A 16,063-nucleotide genomic window follows, 5' to 3' on the forward strand; every position below is an offset into this window, starting at 1 on the left:
GGGGTTAGTTTATGAAAATAAATGCTAGTTATAAAACAGATGTTGGTAATTATCGTACAAATAATCAAGATGCCGTTTTATACTTAACAAATAAAACTGGACAAGTTATTGGTGTTGTTTGTGATGGATTGGGTGGTCATAAATGTGGTGAAGTGGCCAGTAATATGGCTGTTAGTATGTTAAAAAAATTTTTTGAAACAACAGATTTTACTAAATTAAAACACGATAAACAAATTCATGCATGATTACAAGAAAAGATAGATACTATTCAAATTGAAATGAATAATTTTAGTTTAAGTAATGAACAAGCCCTTGATATGGGAACAACTATGGTAATAATTTTAATTACTAATAATAAAGCTTATTTAGTAAATATTGGTGATTCACGTATTTATCAATATAGTGAACAAGGATTAAAACAGTTAACAGTTGATCATAATATTTTAAATTTATATTTACAAAAAAATACAACTAAAGAATCAAGTGTTGATTTAAATCACACTTATTGAAAGGCATTAACTAGTGCTCTTGGTCCACGTAAGCCATTGAAAACCGATGTTTTTCATTTACCCTTAATAATTCCATCATATTTTCTTTTAACTAGCGATGGTGTTCATGATTTTTTAGAAGAATATGAAATAGTTAATATTTTAGAAAAAAATGGAAATATTAATAATAAAGTTAAATTATTGATTAAGCAAGCATTACTTAATATTTCAACTGATAATGTTACTGCATTATTAATGGAAATAAAATTTTAGTCTTTTGACATTTTTGTGTAAAATATAAATTATAAATAAGTTAGTAATTTTTAAAAATTAAATTTAAAAGTAATGGTGAAACTAATGGAAATAAATAAATTATTGAATAATCGTTATCATATTTTAAAAATTATTGGTTCGGGTGGTATGGCTAAAGTTTATGAAGCACAAGATAAATATTTAAATCGGCAAGTTGCTTTAAAAGTAATTAATCCAATTTCACCACTAGATGACTTAATAAAAGAACGATTTTTGCAAGAAATTAGAGCAGTATCTAGAGTTAGACATCCCAATGTTATTTTGGTATATGATGTTTTTGTTGATAAGAAAGATTGATGCTTAGTTTTTGAATTATTAGAAGGTAAAACATTAAAAGAATATTTAAGTAATTATTCAGTTTTATCAGTTAATGAAGTTATAGTTATTATGAAAGAAATTTTAAAAGGCGTTAATGCGTGTCATGCAGTCAATATTATTCATCGTGATTTAAAACCTGAAAATATTATTTTAACTAGTAGTGGAGCAATTAAAGTTTTAGATTTTGGTATTGCTGTTATTGATGATTATGAAGTTAAAAAACACGCTAATCAAGTTGTAGGAACAATGAAATATATTGCTCCAGAAGTAGTAAAATTTCAAAAACCAACAATTCAGAGTGATATTTATGCTTTAGGTATTATATTATATGAATTATTAGTTGGTAAACCACCTTTTTTTCATAAAAATCCACAAATATTAGCCACCAAACATATTAAAGAGCCAATGCCATTAATTCATGAAATTAATAATAATATTCCACAAAGTTTAGAAAATATTATTTTGAAGGCAACTGCTAAGAATATTAATGATCGCTATCAAACAATTAATGAATTGAGTAATGATTTAGATTGTTGTTTAAAAACGGAAAATAAAAATAATATGCTATTTAAGAAAAATTACTTAAATTCACAAAAATTAAAAAAGCCATTTTATTTAAAAAAAGGCTTTTTATCATCTTTAATTTTAATTATATTATTACTTATTGGTGTTATTATAAGTATATTAATTTTATATTAATTGGAGGAAACTATGAATTTTAAACAAGGAATAGTTATTGGAGTTGCAAATAACTTTGTTGAAGTAAGAATTGAAAATCAAATTTATTCTTGTTTAATCAAAGGAAATTTAAAATTTCAAACAACAAAAATTTTAGTTGGTGATTATGTTAAAGTTAATTTTAAAGATGATAAAAATCCTTTGGTTGAATCGATTTTACCTCGTTTTAATGAACTATATCGACCAAGCATTGCTAATGTTGATCAAGTATTAATTGTTAGTTCTCTTGTTAATCCTTTTCTTAGTAGTTTTCTATTAAATAAATTATTAACTATTTTTAATTATTATCATTTAAAAATAATTTTAATATTTACAAAAATTGATTTGGTAACTAAAGATAATGAGGTTTGAACAAAAGTTAAAGCATATCAGAATTTAAATTTACCAACAATTTTTATTTCAAATATTAAAAAAAATGGTATTGAAGATTTAAAAAAAGTTTTTACAAACAAGTTATCAATATTAACAGGTACTTCAGGAGTGGGAAAGAGTTCAACTTTAAATAGTTTGGATAATAATTTAAAATTATGAACACAGGATATTTCTGCAAGTTTAAATCGTGGTAAACATACCACAACTAAAACTCGCCTTTATTTTTTACATGATGGTATTATTGCAGATACACCTGGTTTTTCGGTCTTTCAGTTGCAAGGTCTAAGTAGTATTGATATTGCTACTAATTTTCCTAGTTTTACTAATATTTGACAAAATTGTAAGTTTCGTACTTGTTTACATCAGCAAGAACCAGAATGTGCAATTAAAAAAGCAGTTGCAAATAAAATAATTTCTAGTTTTTTTTATGAAGATTATTGTAAAATTTTAATAGAATTCAATAAAATTAATAATTTAAAATAAAGGATGGTAATATATGAAAAAAGAAGTAACAATTGCCGCTAGCATTTTAACTGCTAACTTTCTATCTTTAAAAGATGATTTATTAAGTTTACAAAATGCAGGAATTAATTGAATTCATTTTGATGTTATGGATCATCATTTTGTTGAAAATTTAAGTTTTGGTGCAAAAATATTAAGTGATGTATGTAAATTTAGTTCTAATATCAATATTGATTGTCATATGATGGTAAAGATAAAAACATCAAAAGTGTGTGATTATTTAAAACCATTTATAATTTTACCGCAAGTTAAAAATATTACTTTGCATTATGAAGCATTAACAGAAGAACAATTAAAAGAATTTCTGCAGTGAAAAAACCCTGGTTTTAAAAAAGGAATTGCCATTAATCCTGATACACCAATTTCAAAAATTTATGATTATTTGAAAGATCTTGATACAATTTTAATTATGAGTGTGCAACCAGGTGCAGCTGGACAACGTTTTTTAGATTTAACCATTAATAAAATTAAAACATTAGTAAAACATATTGATAATAATTTTCAAAATATTACAATTGCTGTTGATGGTGGCATTAATAATTTAACAGCAAATGATTGTATTAGTGCTGGTGCTAATTACCTAGTAGCGGGTAGTTATTTATTAAATAGTGATAATTCAGTAAAAAAACAAGTTGCGATGTTAACAAATTATGAAAAATAGTGATATTAAATAATTACTAATTGTTTGTCGTGATTATAATTTAAATTGAGAACAATTTATTAATCCAATTTTATTGGTGTTGAAACTGGTGTTTTATCATTATTAAAACATAAGAAACCAATTAAATTTATTTGTGGTGATAATGATACCATTAATAAACAACAGTTAAAGATTTTAAATAATCAAAGTAAAATACATAATTTTGAAATTATTACTTTTAATAAAGAAAAAGATTTTATTGATAGTGAACTTGCAATAGTTACTGCAATTTCCAAAAAAATTAATTTTCAACAAATAGTGATAGTCAGTGATGGAATACGTTGGGATATGTTACTTGTTAGTATTAATATATTAACAAATCGGACTTCTCCCCACATGTACTTGTGGAGGGAACAATGAAACTGAATGAGTTCAACAATGCTTTTCAAACTGAATAGCAATGTCTTGCATATATAGCAAATTTGAAAGAAAACAAATGTATTAGGTGTTCTAGTTTTAATTTGAACTTCTGATTTAAAAAGAATAAGATGTTTGAAATGTAATCAAACATTTAGTATTCTCACGGGTACCATATTTTCAAGGTCACAAACATTTTTAAGATCATTATTTTACCTCATCTTTAGATGAATAAACACCAAACATGGAATTCCATCAACTGATGTTTCAAAAGAATTGGGAGTGACTTTAAAAACAGCATGGAGAATGGGTCATAAAATTAGAACACGTATTGCAAAACAAGAACCTCAATTTATTGTTGAAGGCACAGTGCAAATTGATGAAATGTATCTTTCACATATGGCTTTTAAAAAACAAGGAAGATCCTTGAAAAATAAAACATTGATTGTTGGCATTTATGAAAAAACAACTAATAATTTAATTGTGAAAGTATTGAAAAATGCAAAGAGTAAAAGTCTTTTGAATTTTGCAAGAAGCCACATTTCTTTAAAATGTCATGTATATACTGATGATTGAAAAGGATATTGCGATTTCAAATTGGTTTTCCCAAAACATAAAACAGTTAACCATCAAGATGGTTATGTTTCAAAAACTGGTGTAAATACCAATCAAATTGAATCAGTTTGAAAACATATAACAAGAACATTTAAAACACATATCAAAGTTGCAAAACATCATGTTTATTTATATGCCAAAGAAGCTGCATATAAATTCAACAAGATACCTAGTTTTGAAATTGTAATGCTGTGTTTAATTTAAAAATGTGGGGAAGAAGTCCGTAGATACGCTTTTCTCAGCATTTATGTGATAAAATTAAAAAATAGTACATAAAGGGAGAAAAGCGTAAAAAAATATGAATTTTTTAATCCAATTTTATTAGGTGAAAATAATTATTGTTTTTTACTAAAAGCAAAATCAGAATATATTTTTTACAATTGACAATTAACATATAAATATATTTCTTTTTTAGTTTAGACAATGAAGAAGTAATTTATAATTTTAGTGGTTGTAAGTTTTATCCAAATCAAGATATTATTGTTACTAATAATAGTACGCAAACTATTAGTAATGAATTTAACAAAGAAGAAAGACCAAAACTAATTATTAAAAAAGGAAAATGTTTAGTTTTTTTACATAAATAATTTTTAAAATTTAGAAAAACTAATTATTATTTTATGACAAAAGTATATTAATAAAATATTTAAAAAAAGATAGTATAATAAAAATCATAAACTTAATATAAGTTTTCTAACCCATTTATTTTTTAAAAGAGGAGAAATTAAAAAATGGCAAAAGAAAAAATGTTATCTGCAACAGAGTTAATAAAAAAACTTGAAAGTATAAAGTTAAGATATCAAAAACAACATAATACTCAAATTCCTTATTTTAAAAGAATTATTGAAGAATTAAAAGGTATATCTTTGGTTGTAGATATTCCTAATGTTATTAAAAATCTTAAATATCTTGAATATAATTGTGGAAAAAGTACCAAAAAATATTCTGATAAAGCAATAATGCCAATTTTATCTTTGTTTACTGTAACTATTAGTTTTTTAGAAGCACAAGTAAATAAGGGAGCATTAGCAATAGATTTTAAAAATATATATAAATATGATTTAAGTAATGTTTTAACTACTTCAGAAGATAAGTTATTTTTATTAGGTTTACAAACTGATTTAGAAGTTGAAATAAAGCATAGAGATAGTTCTAAAAGTTTAGATGATTTAACACTATATGATAGTTCAGACATTAATGAAATTTTTAAAGAAATGCAACAAAAAATACATGATTTAAAAATACTAAAAGAAGCTAAAAATAAAATATGTGGACAGATTAATAATTTTAATTTGAATTTCAAAAATGAAAAACAATTAGCAAGAAGATGGTGACATTGACCACTTAAGTTTTTAACTTGTGGAATGTGAGAAAGTAATAAAATTAAAGCAATTAATAATAAATATAATAAGGATAGTTTTGATAAATTAATTGGCGAACATAATGTATTAAATACTAAAATTAATAAGTTAGAAAGTGATATTGAAATTTTAAAAACTAAAGTTAATAAATTAGAAAAGAAAACTAAAATATTAGGAAGTAGTAGTTTAAATTATGGTAAAAAACGAAAATCAATAAATGATTTAGATGAACATAATACTGTAGAAAAGAGTTTTTCATATCAAAACTTATTATAAGACGTTATTATTTAGTGATAATTTATTTTTTTAATTTAAAATAAAAATTAATCTCTTTAAAAATAAATTTTTAAAGAGATTAATAATATTTTTGTTAAAAGGATATAATTTAAGCAATAAGAAATAATAATTATAAAATTGTTTTAAATTTTAGTAGTTTTAGATATTTTATTTGGAAGTAATGTTGTGGTTGTAATTCCCATCAATAGTAATAAAGGTCATTCAAACTCTAATAATGTATCTAAGTTTAATTTATTTTTTAGTAAAAAACCTCGGAATTTTACGCTTATTGGTTAACACTTAATTCTTAATAAATAATTTAATTATGATATTTTTAAATGTGATTTTTTCTTTACGGTTATTATATTTAAAACAAAATTCATTTAAATAAGATTGGAGTCATTTTTTTGAAACTCAATGAAATTGGCCGATAAAACCTCTTTTTAATATTGCTCAAAAACTTTCTATTGTATTTGTATGAATACCATTATAAGAAAAATATTTTTTGTGATTAACTTGTTCATGTGGTAAAATTTTATTCATTTTATAATATCCACGATATTCATCAGTAAAAAGAATAGAATTGTTAATATCAACATTTTCTTTAACTATTTTCATTAAATCTTCAGATTTAATACTTTTATTTTTTGCATGAAATAATTTAACATTACCATTTCGTTCAATAATGCCAACAACACACTCTTTACTAGTTTCTCTACCACGTAATGAGTTATTTTTATTATCAACATCATTATATTTACGCGGTTTTCCACCCACATATGTTTCATCCATCTCTAATATTTTTGCTAATAATTTAATCTCATCATTAGCCATTGCCTTTCTAATTTTATGCATCATTTTTCATACAGTTGCTAAACGTAAATTTAAGTCTCTTGAAGCTTGAGATGATGATAAACTTTTTTTAGCATTAGCCATTAATACTATTAAAATAAATCACTTTTGAAGTGGTACACGTGTATGATGAAAAATAGTTTGAGCAGTTACACTAAAAGACTTATGACATTTTTTGCATTTATAACGCGACTCTTTTAAAACAGAGTTAACTTTTTCACTAAAACAAAAAAGACATTTTGGTTTGTTATTTCATCTTATTTCTTCTAAAAATTTTATACAAGATTCTTGGTTTGGAAATTTATTTATTATGTCTAAAATATTCATTTTCAATCACCTTTAATTAGATTTTATTTTACTAATATCTAATTATAGTTTTCAGAAATAATAATGTATATAAGTTATTGCCAATAAACGTAAAATTCCGAAAAACCTAAATATAAAACTACTGCCAATAAAAATGCAAATATTATTGTTAATAATTTAACGGACTTCTCCCCACATGTACTTGTGGAGGGAACAATGAAACTGAATGAGTTCAACAATGCTTTTCAAACTGAATAGCAATGTCTTGCATATATAGCAAATTTGAAAGAAAACAAATGTATTAGGTGTTCTAGTTTTAATTTGAATATTTCTGATTTAAAAAGAATAAGATGTTTGAAATGTAATCAAACATTTAGTATTCTCACGGGTACCATATTTTCAAAGTCACAAACATCTTTAAGATCATGATTTTACCTCATCTTTAGATGAATAAACACCAAACATGGAATTCCATCAACTGATTTTTCAAAAGAATTGGGAGTGACCTTAAAAACAGCATGGAGAATGGGTCATAAAATTAGAACACGTATTGCAAAACAAGAACCTCAATTTATTGTTGAAGGCACAGTGCAAATTGATGAAATGTATCTTTCACATATGGCTTTTAAAAAACAAGGAAGATCCTTGAAAAATAAAATATTGATTGTTGGCATTTATGAAAAAACAACTAATAATTTAATTGTGAAAGTATTGAAAAATGCAAAGAGTACAAGTCTTTTGAATTTTGCAAGAAACCACATTTCTTCAAAATGTCATGTATATACTGATGATTGAAAAGGATATTGCGATTTCAAATTGGTTTTCCCAAAACATAAAACAGTTAACCATCAAGATGGTTATGTTTCAAAAACTGGTGTAAATACCAATCAAATTGAATCAGTTTGAAAACATATAAGAAGAACATTTAAAACACATATCAAAGTTGCAAAACATCATGTTTATTTATATGCCAAAGAAGCTGCATATAAATTCAACAAGATACCCAGTTTTGAAATTGTAATGCTGTGTTTAATTTAAAAATGTGGGGAGAAGTCCGTAGATACGCTTTTCTCAGCATTTATGTCATAAAATTAAAAAATAGTACATAAAGGGAGAAAAGCGAATTAAAAATTATTAAGTTACAAAATGATAAAATTAATATATAAAAAGTAAAGGAGGAAAAAATGGAAAAAATTGGTGCTGCAGTTTATTTACATTTAGCAAATTTAGAAGAAATTAAAAATTACACCGAATTATTAGCAAAGAATAATATTAAAACTATTTTTACAACTTTAATTAATTTTAAAAAAACAGATTATGAAAATTTAAAAAAACTAGTAGTATTAACACAAATTGCTAAAAAATATAATATGCATGTTTTTGCAGATATTAATATTGAATTTATTAACGAATTTAATCTGAATCTTAATAAACGACTTGATTTCATAAAGTTTTTTAAAATGTATGGTTTATCGGGCATTCGTTGCAATGAAGGAATTGAGATTAAGCATCAAGCAAAATTAAGTCAAAATCGTTTAAATTTTAAAATATTTATTAATGGTTCATATGTTGTTAATGATATTAACTACTTAATATTATTTTATAAAGCTAATGTTAATAACCTTATTAGTTGTTATAATTTTTATCCACAAAGATATACGGGTGCTGATATTGACTTTTTTTGTTTAAATCAATCTAAAAGTGTTGTTAATAAAATTCCATTTGCCAGCTTTGTTACATTATCAGGAAAAGATAAAATTGGACCTTGAAAATATAATGATAATTTACCAACATTAGAACTGCATCGTGATTGACCATTGGTAACACAAATTCGTCATTATATTGCTTTATGCATTGATATGATAATTATTGCTAACCAGTTTTTAACAGAATATGATTTGAAAATGATAAATGAAATTGATTATAAAAATTTATCATTAAAAATTGATTTAAATTCTAATATTACTGATAGTGAACAACAGATTCTTTTTGACAAAAATATTCATAAAGTTTCATCTGATTTAGCACGTGATATAATTCGTAGTGCTGTTTCTCGAGTTATATATCAAGATTTAGATATCCCCGCTAACAATACTAATCAATGGTTAGAAAAAGGTGATGTTGTTATTCTTAATAGTAAAGCACAAAATTATCGTGGTGAATTACATATTATTACAAATAAAATTAAAAATGATGGTATTCGTAACGTTGTTGGTAAACTTTCTAAAGAAGATTTAAATTTTATTCCATTTTTAGTATCAAATCGTTCATTTAGATTTATTTTATAAATAAATTTTTGTTTTATTTATTAAAAAAATTAACATTTAAAATATTATAAAATGATTAAGTATTATTAAATAATAGTTAGTAAGTGTGAAATTTTAAAAGATAATCTTACTTTTAATTTTTTTTAAAATAAAAAGTTTAATATTGTATAAAAATATTGATAATTTTTTAATTTACTAATATAATTGTTAAAGTAAAATAAAAAATAGGAGCTGACATGAATGCATTCAGTGAAAAAATCACCATCATCAGACAACAAAGAAAACGAAGAACGAACAAGTAGTGAACAAGAGTTTCAACATCTTTTAAAAGGATTTAGTAAAAAGGCCCAAGAGACTAAAAGAGCAGAAAAAAGACATAAACATTTTCTTTCTGCACGTGATGAAAAACGCGAAAAACAAAGCGCTGCTGCTAAAAAGAAAAAACATCGTAAGTAATAAAAAGGAAAAAATGGTAATCACTGTTAATTATTATTGGCGGTGATTTTTTATATGAAATATCTTTTTGTTCAACAAGAAACAGAAAATGATTGTGGTTTGGCATGTCTTGCTATGATATATAGGTTTTATTTTAAGAAGAAATTATTAATTAATGACATAAAAAAAGATATATTTTTAACAAAATTGGGAATTAATCTTTTAGAATTAAAACAATTGACTAGTAATTATAATTTATTATTAGAAGCTTATAATAATAATTTTGATAAATTAAAATCACTAATAATTGCTAAACCATTAATTATTAAAATATATAATGCTAATGTTGGATTTCATTTTATAGTTATTTACAAAAAGAAAAATAATAAATGACTGGTAGCAAATCCAGAAGATATTGAACTTAGTTGAAAAAATATTGAAGATTTTACAACAATTTTTACGAATGTTGTTATTTCAACTAATATAATAAATAATTTTTTTACGCTTTTCTCCTTTTATGTACTATTTTTTAATTTTATGACATAAATGCTGAGAAAAGCGTATCTACGGACTTCTCCCCACATTTTTAAATTAAACATAGCATTACAATTTCAAAACTGGGTATCTTGTTGAATTTATATGCAGCTTTTTTGGCATATAAATAAACATGATGTTTTGCAGCTTTGATATGTGTTTTAAATGTTCTTCTTATATGTTTTCAAACTGATTCAATTTGATTGGTATTTACACCAGTTTTTGAAACATAACCATCTTGTTGGTTAACTGTTTTATGTTTTGGGAAAATCAATTTGAAATCGCAATATCCTTTTCAATCATCAGTATATACATGACATTTTGAAGAAATGTGGTTTCTTGCAAAATTCAAAAGACTTTTACTCTTTGCATTTTTCAATACTTTCACAATTAAATTATTAGTTGTTTTTTCATAAATGCCAACAATCAATATTTTATTTTTCAAGGATCTTCCTTGTTTTTTAAAAGCCATATGTGAAAGATACATTTCATCAATTTGCACTGTGCCTTCAACAATAAATTGAGGTTCTTGTTTTGCAATAAGTGTTCTAATTTTATGACCCATTCTCCATGCTGTTTTTAAGGTCACTCCCAATTCTTTTGAAAAATCAGTTGATGGAATTCCATGTTTGGTGTTTATTCATCTAAAGATGAGGTAAAATCATGATCTTAAAGATGTTTGTGACTTTGAAAATATGGTACCCGTGAGAATACTAAATGTTTGATTACATTTCAAACATCTTATTCTTTTTAAATCAGAAATATTCAAATTAAAACTAGAACACCTAATACATTTGTTTTCTTTCAAATTTGCTATATATGCAAGACATTTCTGTTCAGTTTGAAAAGCATTGTTGAACTCATTCAGTTTCATTGTTCCCTCCACATGTACTTGTGGGGAGAAGTCTGATTATTAATTTTATTACTAGTGTTATTGTTAGTATAGTTTTAATTAAGATTCATTTTATGATTTGATTAGTAAATTTATTAAATGGTTTTATAACAGTATTAATTAATTTTATAGTAATGTTATGAAAAAAACCATTAGTAAAGAAAGAACTAGTTACTAAATTAGATTTGCAGCAACAAATAATTTTAAATCAAAAAAGTTTTGAAGATGCCTATTTTCGTAATTTGCAACTGCATATTAAAAGTATATTAGTTAAAAAGTATAGTACACATATTAATAATTATTGACAATTAAATAATTTAGTTATTAATAATAGTTCGTTGACAAGTTTTATTAAAAATATTATTAGTTTTATTACTATATATTTATCATTAATATTAATTTTTGATGGTAAAATTAATCTATCTCAATTAATATTTATTACTAGTATTAGTATTTATATTAATTCTTTTTTTCAAAATATTGGTAATAGTCTTATTTTCTTTCCGGTTTTTATTAATTGTAGATTACAATATAAGAATAACAAAAAAATTTTTTCAATGTCAATTAATAAAATAGTATTAAATGATTGTTATTTTAATTTAAGAAATAAAGTAGTTTTTAGTAATTTAAATTTAATATTAAAACAAAGTAATATTATTATTGGTCCTTCTGGCATTGGTAAAACAACCTTACTATCATTATTAATTCAGAAATATGTGCCTTTTAAAGGTAAGATTTTAATTAATAATGAAATTGAATTAGATAATATTTCATATGAATTTTGACAAAAAAATGTATTTATTTAAATTCAAATTCTATTATTCATAACGGGGCATCAGTCACTTAAGTTTACCAATTAATATTTTCAATCTGTAATATAATTAAAAATAATTAATACAGAAGGAGAAATTATGAATTATAAAGTTTATTCAAAAGAAACAAAATTAGCCGTTGTTAATGAGTATTTAGTTGATAAAAAACTAAAAATACATGAAATTCAAGTCAAATATAAATTATCAACTCCAGTATTAATTTATAATTGGGTTAACCAATATCAAATTAAAGGTGAAAATGCATTCACCAAAATTTTTAAATCCCAAACTTCTCACAGGATCGATAAGAAAGATATTGAAATTAAACTATTAAACAAAGAAATTGATAAACTTAGAAAACAAGCTTTAAAAGATGAGGTTGAAAAAGAACTTTTAAAGGAGCAATTAGCCTGTGAAAAGAAATTAACAAGGGGAAAAAATAGTAAATTATTAAAATATAAGTGTTTTTTAATAGTAGAAAAATATAAGCAAAAAGGTCATCAATTAAATAAAATTATTGTTTACATAGCTATTAGCAAAACAGCATACTATTTATGAGTAAAAAAAGGTAAAAAGCAATATCAATCAAAAATTAATGATAATTTGATACAAGCAATAAACAAAATAGTTCTCATTAAAAATGAAAAAAAGTACATTAATATCACTAGTTTTGAAAAAGTAAGATTAGAGTTAAAAATAAAAAATAAAGGTCTTAAATGCAGTAAAACAAGCATAAAACAAATATTAAAAGATAATAATATTAAATTATTATTAGAACCTAAATCAACAAATAGAGTAGTAGAAAATAGTGATTTAAAAAATAATAAAGATTTATTAAAACGTAATTTTTCAAGTAATAACTTTCTTGAAAAAGTTGGTATGGATGGCACATGATTTAAAAATATAATTATTGGTGATAAAAAAACAAAATTATTAGTTGTTTTTGCTACTGATATGTACAGTAATTCAATTGTTGGCTGAAAAATAAACAAAAGTGAAAATGCCAAAACTGTGTTAAATGTGGTTAATCAAATAGAATTAGCGAGTGCTAAACAATGTAATTTTACGACTATTCAATCAGATTTAGGTTCTGCTAATACAAGCGAAATTGTTAGTAAAGTTTTTAATACAAGTACTAATCTAATTCACTCAAAAAGTCTATCAGGTTTTAAAGGTAATCAAGTTAGTGAATGTTTAAATCGTTGAATTAAAAGAGATTTTAAAATGATGTTTGGTAGCACTTTTGAAAGTATGGAAAGTTTTAATAAAATATTAGAAAAATTTGTTAGATATTGAAACAATGATAGAATAGTTATTAGATTGAAAATGCCTCCAAATCAATTTGTACAGATTTGAAGACAAGAAAGTAAACTTATCTAACCAATGCCCGGTACAGTTTTAGAAAATATTTTATCATTTAATATTACAAAAGAAAAATTAATAAATTTTCAAAAATTAGGATTTAATGATCTCTTGATCAGTTTAGGTTTAACAACATTTTATTATTGTCAAGAATATGGGACTAATCTTAGTCAAGGTCAAAAAAAATAATTATTATTTATGCAGGTCATGATTTAACACTAGTAAAATTTTAAAAAAATGTAATTGATTTAAATAATTATAAAAGTATAGATGGTAATGAATAATGGCTTTTTTTAGAAAAAGTACTTATTTATTAGGAAGTAGTTCAATTTTTCTTTTTTTAGTATTCTTATTAGTTTTAAAAATTATTAATATTCCTCATGTTTATGCTGTTAATGGTCAAACTATTTTTATAAGTGAGACAAGATATGAAAATAAGGGACACTTTGCTTATGTATTAGATTTTAAAAGAGAAGAATGTTTAAAGTTTAATAGTTTTAATCAAATTACTATTTTTTCTCAATTAATAAATATTATTTAACATTTTTTTCCAAGATGAAATGATAATAATCAACTTTTAATTGAAGAAAATATTAATTCTAATACATATTTAAATCAAATAGTATTAATAATTATTGGTAAAGAAAGTTTATTAACATTTATTTGAAATAATATTACAACATAAATGTAAATATTGATATAATTTAATCAAAAAGAAGTTAGGTAGATAAATGCCAGCAAAAATTAATATTGTAAATATTTACAATGACCATAACTATGACATTAAAAATTTTAATATTTTATCAGAAAAAATTTTAAATGCAGTAGCTATTAAGTTAAAACAGAAAATTACATGGTGTATTGCTGTTATTTTTAATGATGAACAAACTAGTATTGAATTAAATAAAATGTATCGTCATAAAGATTATGTCCCTGATGTGTTATCATTTGGAAATAATGATGATGATTTTCCAAATATTGATATTAGAGATTTAGGTGATGTTTATATTTGCTATTCAAAGGCAGTAGCGCAAGCACAAGAATATGGCCATAGTTTAATTAGAGAATTATCATTTCTTTTTATTCATGGATTACTTCATACATTAGGATATGATCATCAAAATAGTGAAGAAGAAAAGGTTATGTTTGATTTACAAGATGAAATTTTAAATATTCTTGGTATTACTAGAAAATAAGGAGTGGTATAATGGAACAAGATATAGATTTATTAGTATTATTGAAAAAAGCAAAAGCAATACAAAAAAATGCTTATGCTCCTTATTCTTTATTTAGAGTTGCCGCAATAGTAATTTTGAAAAATAGTAAAGAAGTATTAGGAGTAAATGTTGAAAATGCTGCATACTCAGTAGCTATTTGTGCTGAAAGATCAGCTTTATCACAAGTTATTGCTCAAGGTTATAAGAAAGAAGATATTATTAGTTTATTTTTAATTACTGATAGTGAAACTATTGGTTCTCCTTGTGGTATGTGTCGTCAATTTATGATTGAAATTATGTCAGAAACATGTCCTGTTTATATTAGTAATAAAAATGAAAATAATGATACTAAAACAATTCGTAAAATATTAGTAAAAGACTTATTACCTTTAGCGTTTAAACCAAGTTCATTGAAAGGGAATTAATTTATGACTAATAATTTTAAATCAGGTTTTGTTAGTTTTATCGGTAGAAGTAATGTTGGAAAATCAACTTTATTAAATACCATTCTTCAAGAAAAAAAGGCAATTGTGTCTAATAAACCACAAACAACCAGAAATCAAATTCAAGGTATTTATAATAGTGATGATATGCAAATCATATTTTTTGATACTCCTGGCATTCATAAACATAATAACCAACTTGGACGAATGATGAATCGTGATGCTAACCGTGCCACTAAAGAAACTAACATTATTTGTTTATTAGCACCATGTAATGAATACATTGGAAATAGCGATAAACATATTATTAAATTATTATCAGAAAGAGTAAATACAACTATTCTACTTTTATTAACTAAGGTTGATTTAGTAACAAAAGAAAAATTAATGGATAAAATTAATGAGTGAAAAGATTTATTACCTTTTAAAGAAATAATTCCAATTTCTGCTATAAAAGAAATGAACTTAGATATATTATTGAAAAAACTATATGAGTATTTACCAATTGGTGAAAAGAATTATTTAATTGAAAATAACGATGATGTTTCAGATAATACTTTAATTAAGGAAATTATTCGTGAAAAAATTTTAAATTTAACAGAAGAAGAAATTCCTTATAGTGTAGCAGTATTAATTAAAAGTATTAATTATAATGCAAATACTAATATTACTGATATTAATGCTGTTATTGTTGTTGAACGAGACTCACAAAAAGGAATTATTATTGGTAAAGGAGGTAGTATGATTAAAGAAATTGGAATAAGAGCTAGAACAGATTTAGAAAGTATTTTTGATTCTCATATTATATTAAAAACTTTTGTAAAAGTAATACCTGATTGAAGAAATAATCCTAGAAAATTAAAAGAGTTAGGTTATAGTTAAAA

The 16,063-nt window shown here is 23.5% G+C and carries 19 protein-coding genes; 17 read left to right on the forward strand and 2 right to left on the reverse strand.

Annotated elements, in window-relative coordinates; genetic code table 4:
- Positions 1-11 precede the first annotated feature (11 nt).
- The 7 genes from AAHM85_RS07800 (at position 12) to AAHM85_RS07825 (ending at position 6,059) form a co-directional block, all read left to right on the forward strand.
- Positions 12-761 carry a protein phosphatase 2C domain-containing protein gene (locus AAHM85_RS07800; protein ID WP_342261598.1) on the forward strand — a complete coding sequence of 250 codons (750 nt, stop codon included), beginning with the start codon at positions 12-14 and terminating at the stop codon, positions 759-761.
- Between the two features lie 84 nt (positions 762-845).
- The gene (locus AAHM85_RS07805) at positions 846-1,817 is read left to right on the forward strand and encodes a serine/threonine-protein kinase (protein WP_342261599.1); all 972 of its coding nucleotides are present in this window, start codon (positions 846-848) and stop codon (positions 1,815-1,817) included.
- A 12-nt stretch (positions 1,818-1,829) separates the two neighbouring features.
- Complete coding sequence (gene rsgA / locus AAHM85_RS07810; RefSeq protein ID WP_342261600.1) at positions 1,830-2,711, forward strand: ribosome small subunit-dependent GTPase A; 882 nt, start codon at positions 1,830-1,832, stop codon at positions 2,709-2,711.
- A 13-nt stretch (positions 2,712-2,724) separates the two neighbouring features.
- Positions 2,725-3,411, forward strand: coding sequence for a ribulose-phosphate 3-epimerase (locus AAHM85_RS07815; RefSeq protein WP_342261601.1), 687 nt, complete (start codon positions 2,725-2,727; stop codon positions 3,409-3,411).
- 72 nt (positions 3,412-3,483) lie between these two features.
- Positions 3,484-3,867 carry a hypothetical protein gene (locus tag AAHM85_RS08500; RefSeq protein ID WP_425289732.1) on the forward strand — a complete coding sequence of 128 codons (384 nt, stop codon included), beginning with the start codon at positions 3,484-3,486 and terminating at the stop codon, positions 3,865-3,867.
- A 75-nt stretch (positions 3,868-3,942) separates the two neighbouring features.
- A complete protein-coding gene (locus tag AAHM85_RS07820; protein WP_342261602.1) occupies positions 3,943-4,626 on the forward strand; it encodes an IS1595 family transposase in 684 nt (227 codons plus the stop codon).
- A gap of 527 nt (positions 4,627-5,153) precedes the next feature.
- On the forward strand, positions 5,154-6,059 hold the full coding sequence (locus AAHM85_RS07825; protein WP_342261603.1) for a hypothetical protein: 906 nt from the start codon (positions 5,154-5,156) through the stop codon (positions 6,057-6,059).
- Positions 6,060-6,359: 300 nt separating this feature from the next.
- Here the strand turns inward: AAHM85_RS07825 and AAHM85_RS07830 are convergent, their stop codons facing one another.
- Positions 6,360-7,238: an IS1595 family transposase gene (locus AAHM85_RS07830; RefSeq protein WP_342261492.1), complete on the reverse strand. Its 879-nt coding sequence runs from the start codon at positions 7,236-7,238 to the stop codon at positions 6,360-6,362.
- 261 nt (positions 7,239-7,499) lie between these two features.
- Between AAHM85_RS07830 and AAHM85_RS07835 the strand changes: the two genes are divergently transcribed.
- The 4 genes from AAHM85_RS07835 (at position 7,500) to AAHM85_RS07850 (ending at position 10,465) form a co-directional block, all read left to right on the forward strand.
- Positions 7,500-8,255: an IS1595 family transposase gene (locus AAHM85_RS07835; protein WP_342261604.1), complete on the forward strand. Its 756-nt coding sequence runs from the start codon at positions 7,500-7,502 to the stop codon at positions 8,253-8,255.
- Between the two features lie 146 nt (positions 8,256-8,401).
- Entirely contained in the window at positions 8,402-9,505 is a 1,104-nt protein-coding gene (locus tag AAHM85_RS07840; protein WP_342261605.1) for a MupG family TIM beta-alpha barrel fold protein, read from the forward strand.
- A 219-nt stretch (positions 9,506-9,724) separates the two neighbouring features.
- On the forward strand, positions 9,725-9,940 hold the full coding sequence (locus AAHM85_RS07845; RefSeq protein ID WP_342261606.1) for a hypothetical protein: 216 nt from the start codon (positions 9,725-9,727) through the stop codon (positions 9,938-9,940).
- A 54-nt stretch (positions 9,941-9,994) separates the two neighbouring features.
- Complete coding sequence (locus AAHM85_RS07850; RefSeq protein ID WP_342261607.1) at positions 9,995-10,465, forward strand: cysteine peptidase family C39 domain-containing protein; 471 nt, start codon at positions 9,995-9,997, stop codon at positions 10,463-10,465.
- 40 nt (positions 10,466-10,505) lie between these two features.
- Here the strand turns inward: AAHM85_RS07850 and AAHM85_RS07855 are convergent, their stop codons facing one another.
- Entirely contained in the window at positions 10,506-11,339 is an 834-nt protein-coding gene (locus tag AAHM85_RS07855) for an IS1595 family transposase (RefSeq protein ID WP_342261608.1), read from the reverse strand.
- An 80-nt stretch (positions 11,340-11,419) separates the two neighbouring features.
- On the opposite strand from AAHM85_RS07855, the gene AAHM85_RS07860 reads away from it, so the two are divergent.
- From AAHM85_RS07860 to era, 6 genes are all read left to right on the forward strand, one after another.
- Complete coding sequence (locus tag AAHM85_RS07860; protein ID WP_342261609.1) at positions 11,420-12,151, forward strand: ATP-binding cassette domain-containing protein; 732 nt, start codon at positions 11,420-11,422, stop codon at positions 12,149-12,151.
- A 105-nt stretch (positions 12,152-12,256) separates the two neighbouring features.
- Positions 12,257-13,537, forward strand: coding sequence for an IS3 family transposase (locus tag AAHM85_RS07865; protein WP_342261027.1), 1,281 nt, complete (start codon positions 12,257-12,259; stop codon positions 13,535-13,537).
- A gap of 265 nt (positions 13,538-13,802) precedes the next feature.
- Positions 13,803-14,060, forward strand: coding sequence for a hypothetical protein (locus tag AAHM85_RS07870; protein ID WP_342261610.1), 258 nt, complete (start codon positions 13,803-13,805; stop codon positions 14,058-14,060).
- Between the two features lie 190 nt (positions 14,061-14,250).
- Entirely contained in the window at positions 14,251-14,715 is a 465-nt protein-coding gene (gene ybeY, locus AAHM85_RS07875; protein ID WP_342261611.1) for an rRNA maturation RNase YbeY, read from the forward strand.
- 11 nt (positions 14,716-14,726) lie between these two features.
- Positions 14,727-15,161 carry a cytidine deaminase gene (gene cdd / locus AAHM85_RS07880; protein ID WP_342261612.1) on the forward strand — a complete coding sequence of 145 codons (435 nt, stop codon included), beginning with the start codon at positions 14,727-14,729 and terminating at the stop codon, positions 15,159-15,161.
- Positions 15,162-15,164: 3 nt separating this feature from the next.
- Positions 15,165-16,061 (forward strand): GTPase Era, encoded by an 897-nt coding sequence (gene era, locus AAHM85_RS07885; protein ID WP_342261613.1) that lies wholly within the window; start codon positions 15,165-15,167, stop codon positions 16,059-16,061.
- Positions 16,062-16,063: the final 2 nt, after the last annotated feature.

Source organism: Spiroplasma endosymbiont of Notiophilus biguttatus, assembly GCF_964030985.1.
In the GTDB taxonomy this organism is placed as follows: Bacteria; Bacillota_I; Bacilli_A; order Mycoplasmatales; family VBWQ01; genus Spiroplasma_E; species Spiroplasma_E ixodetis_A.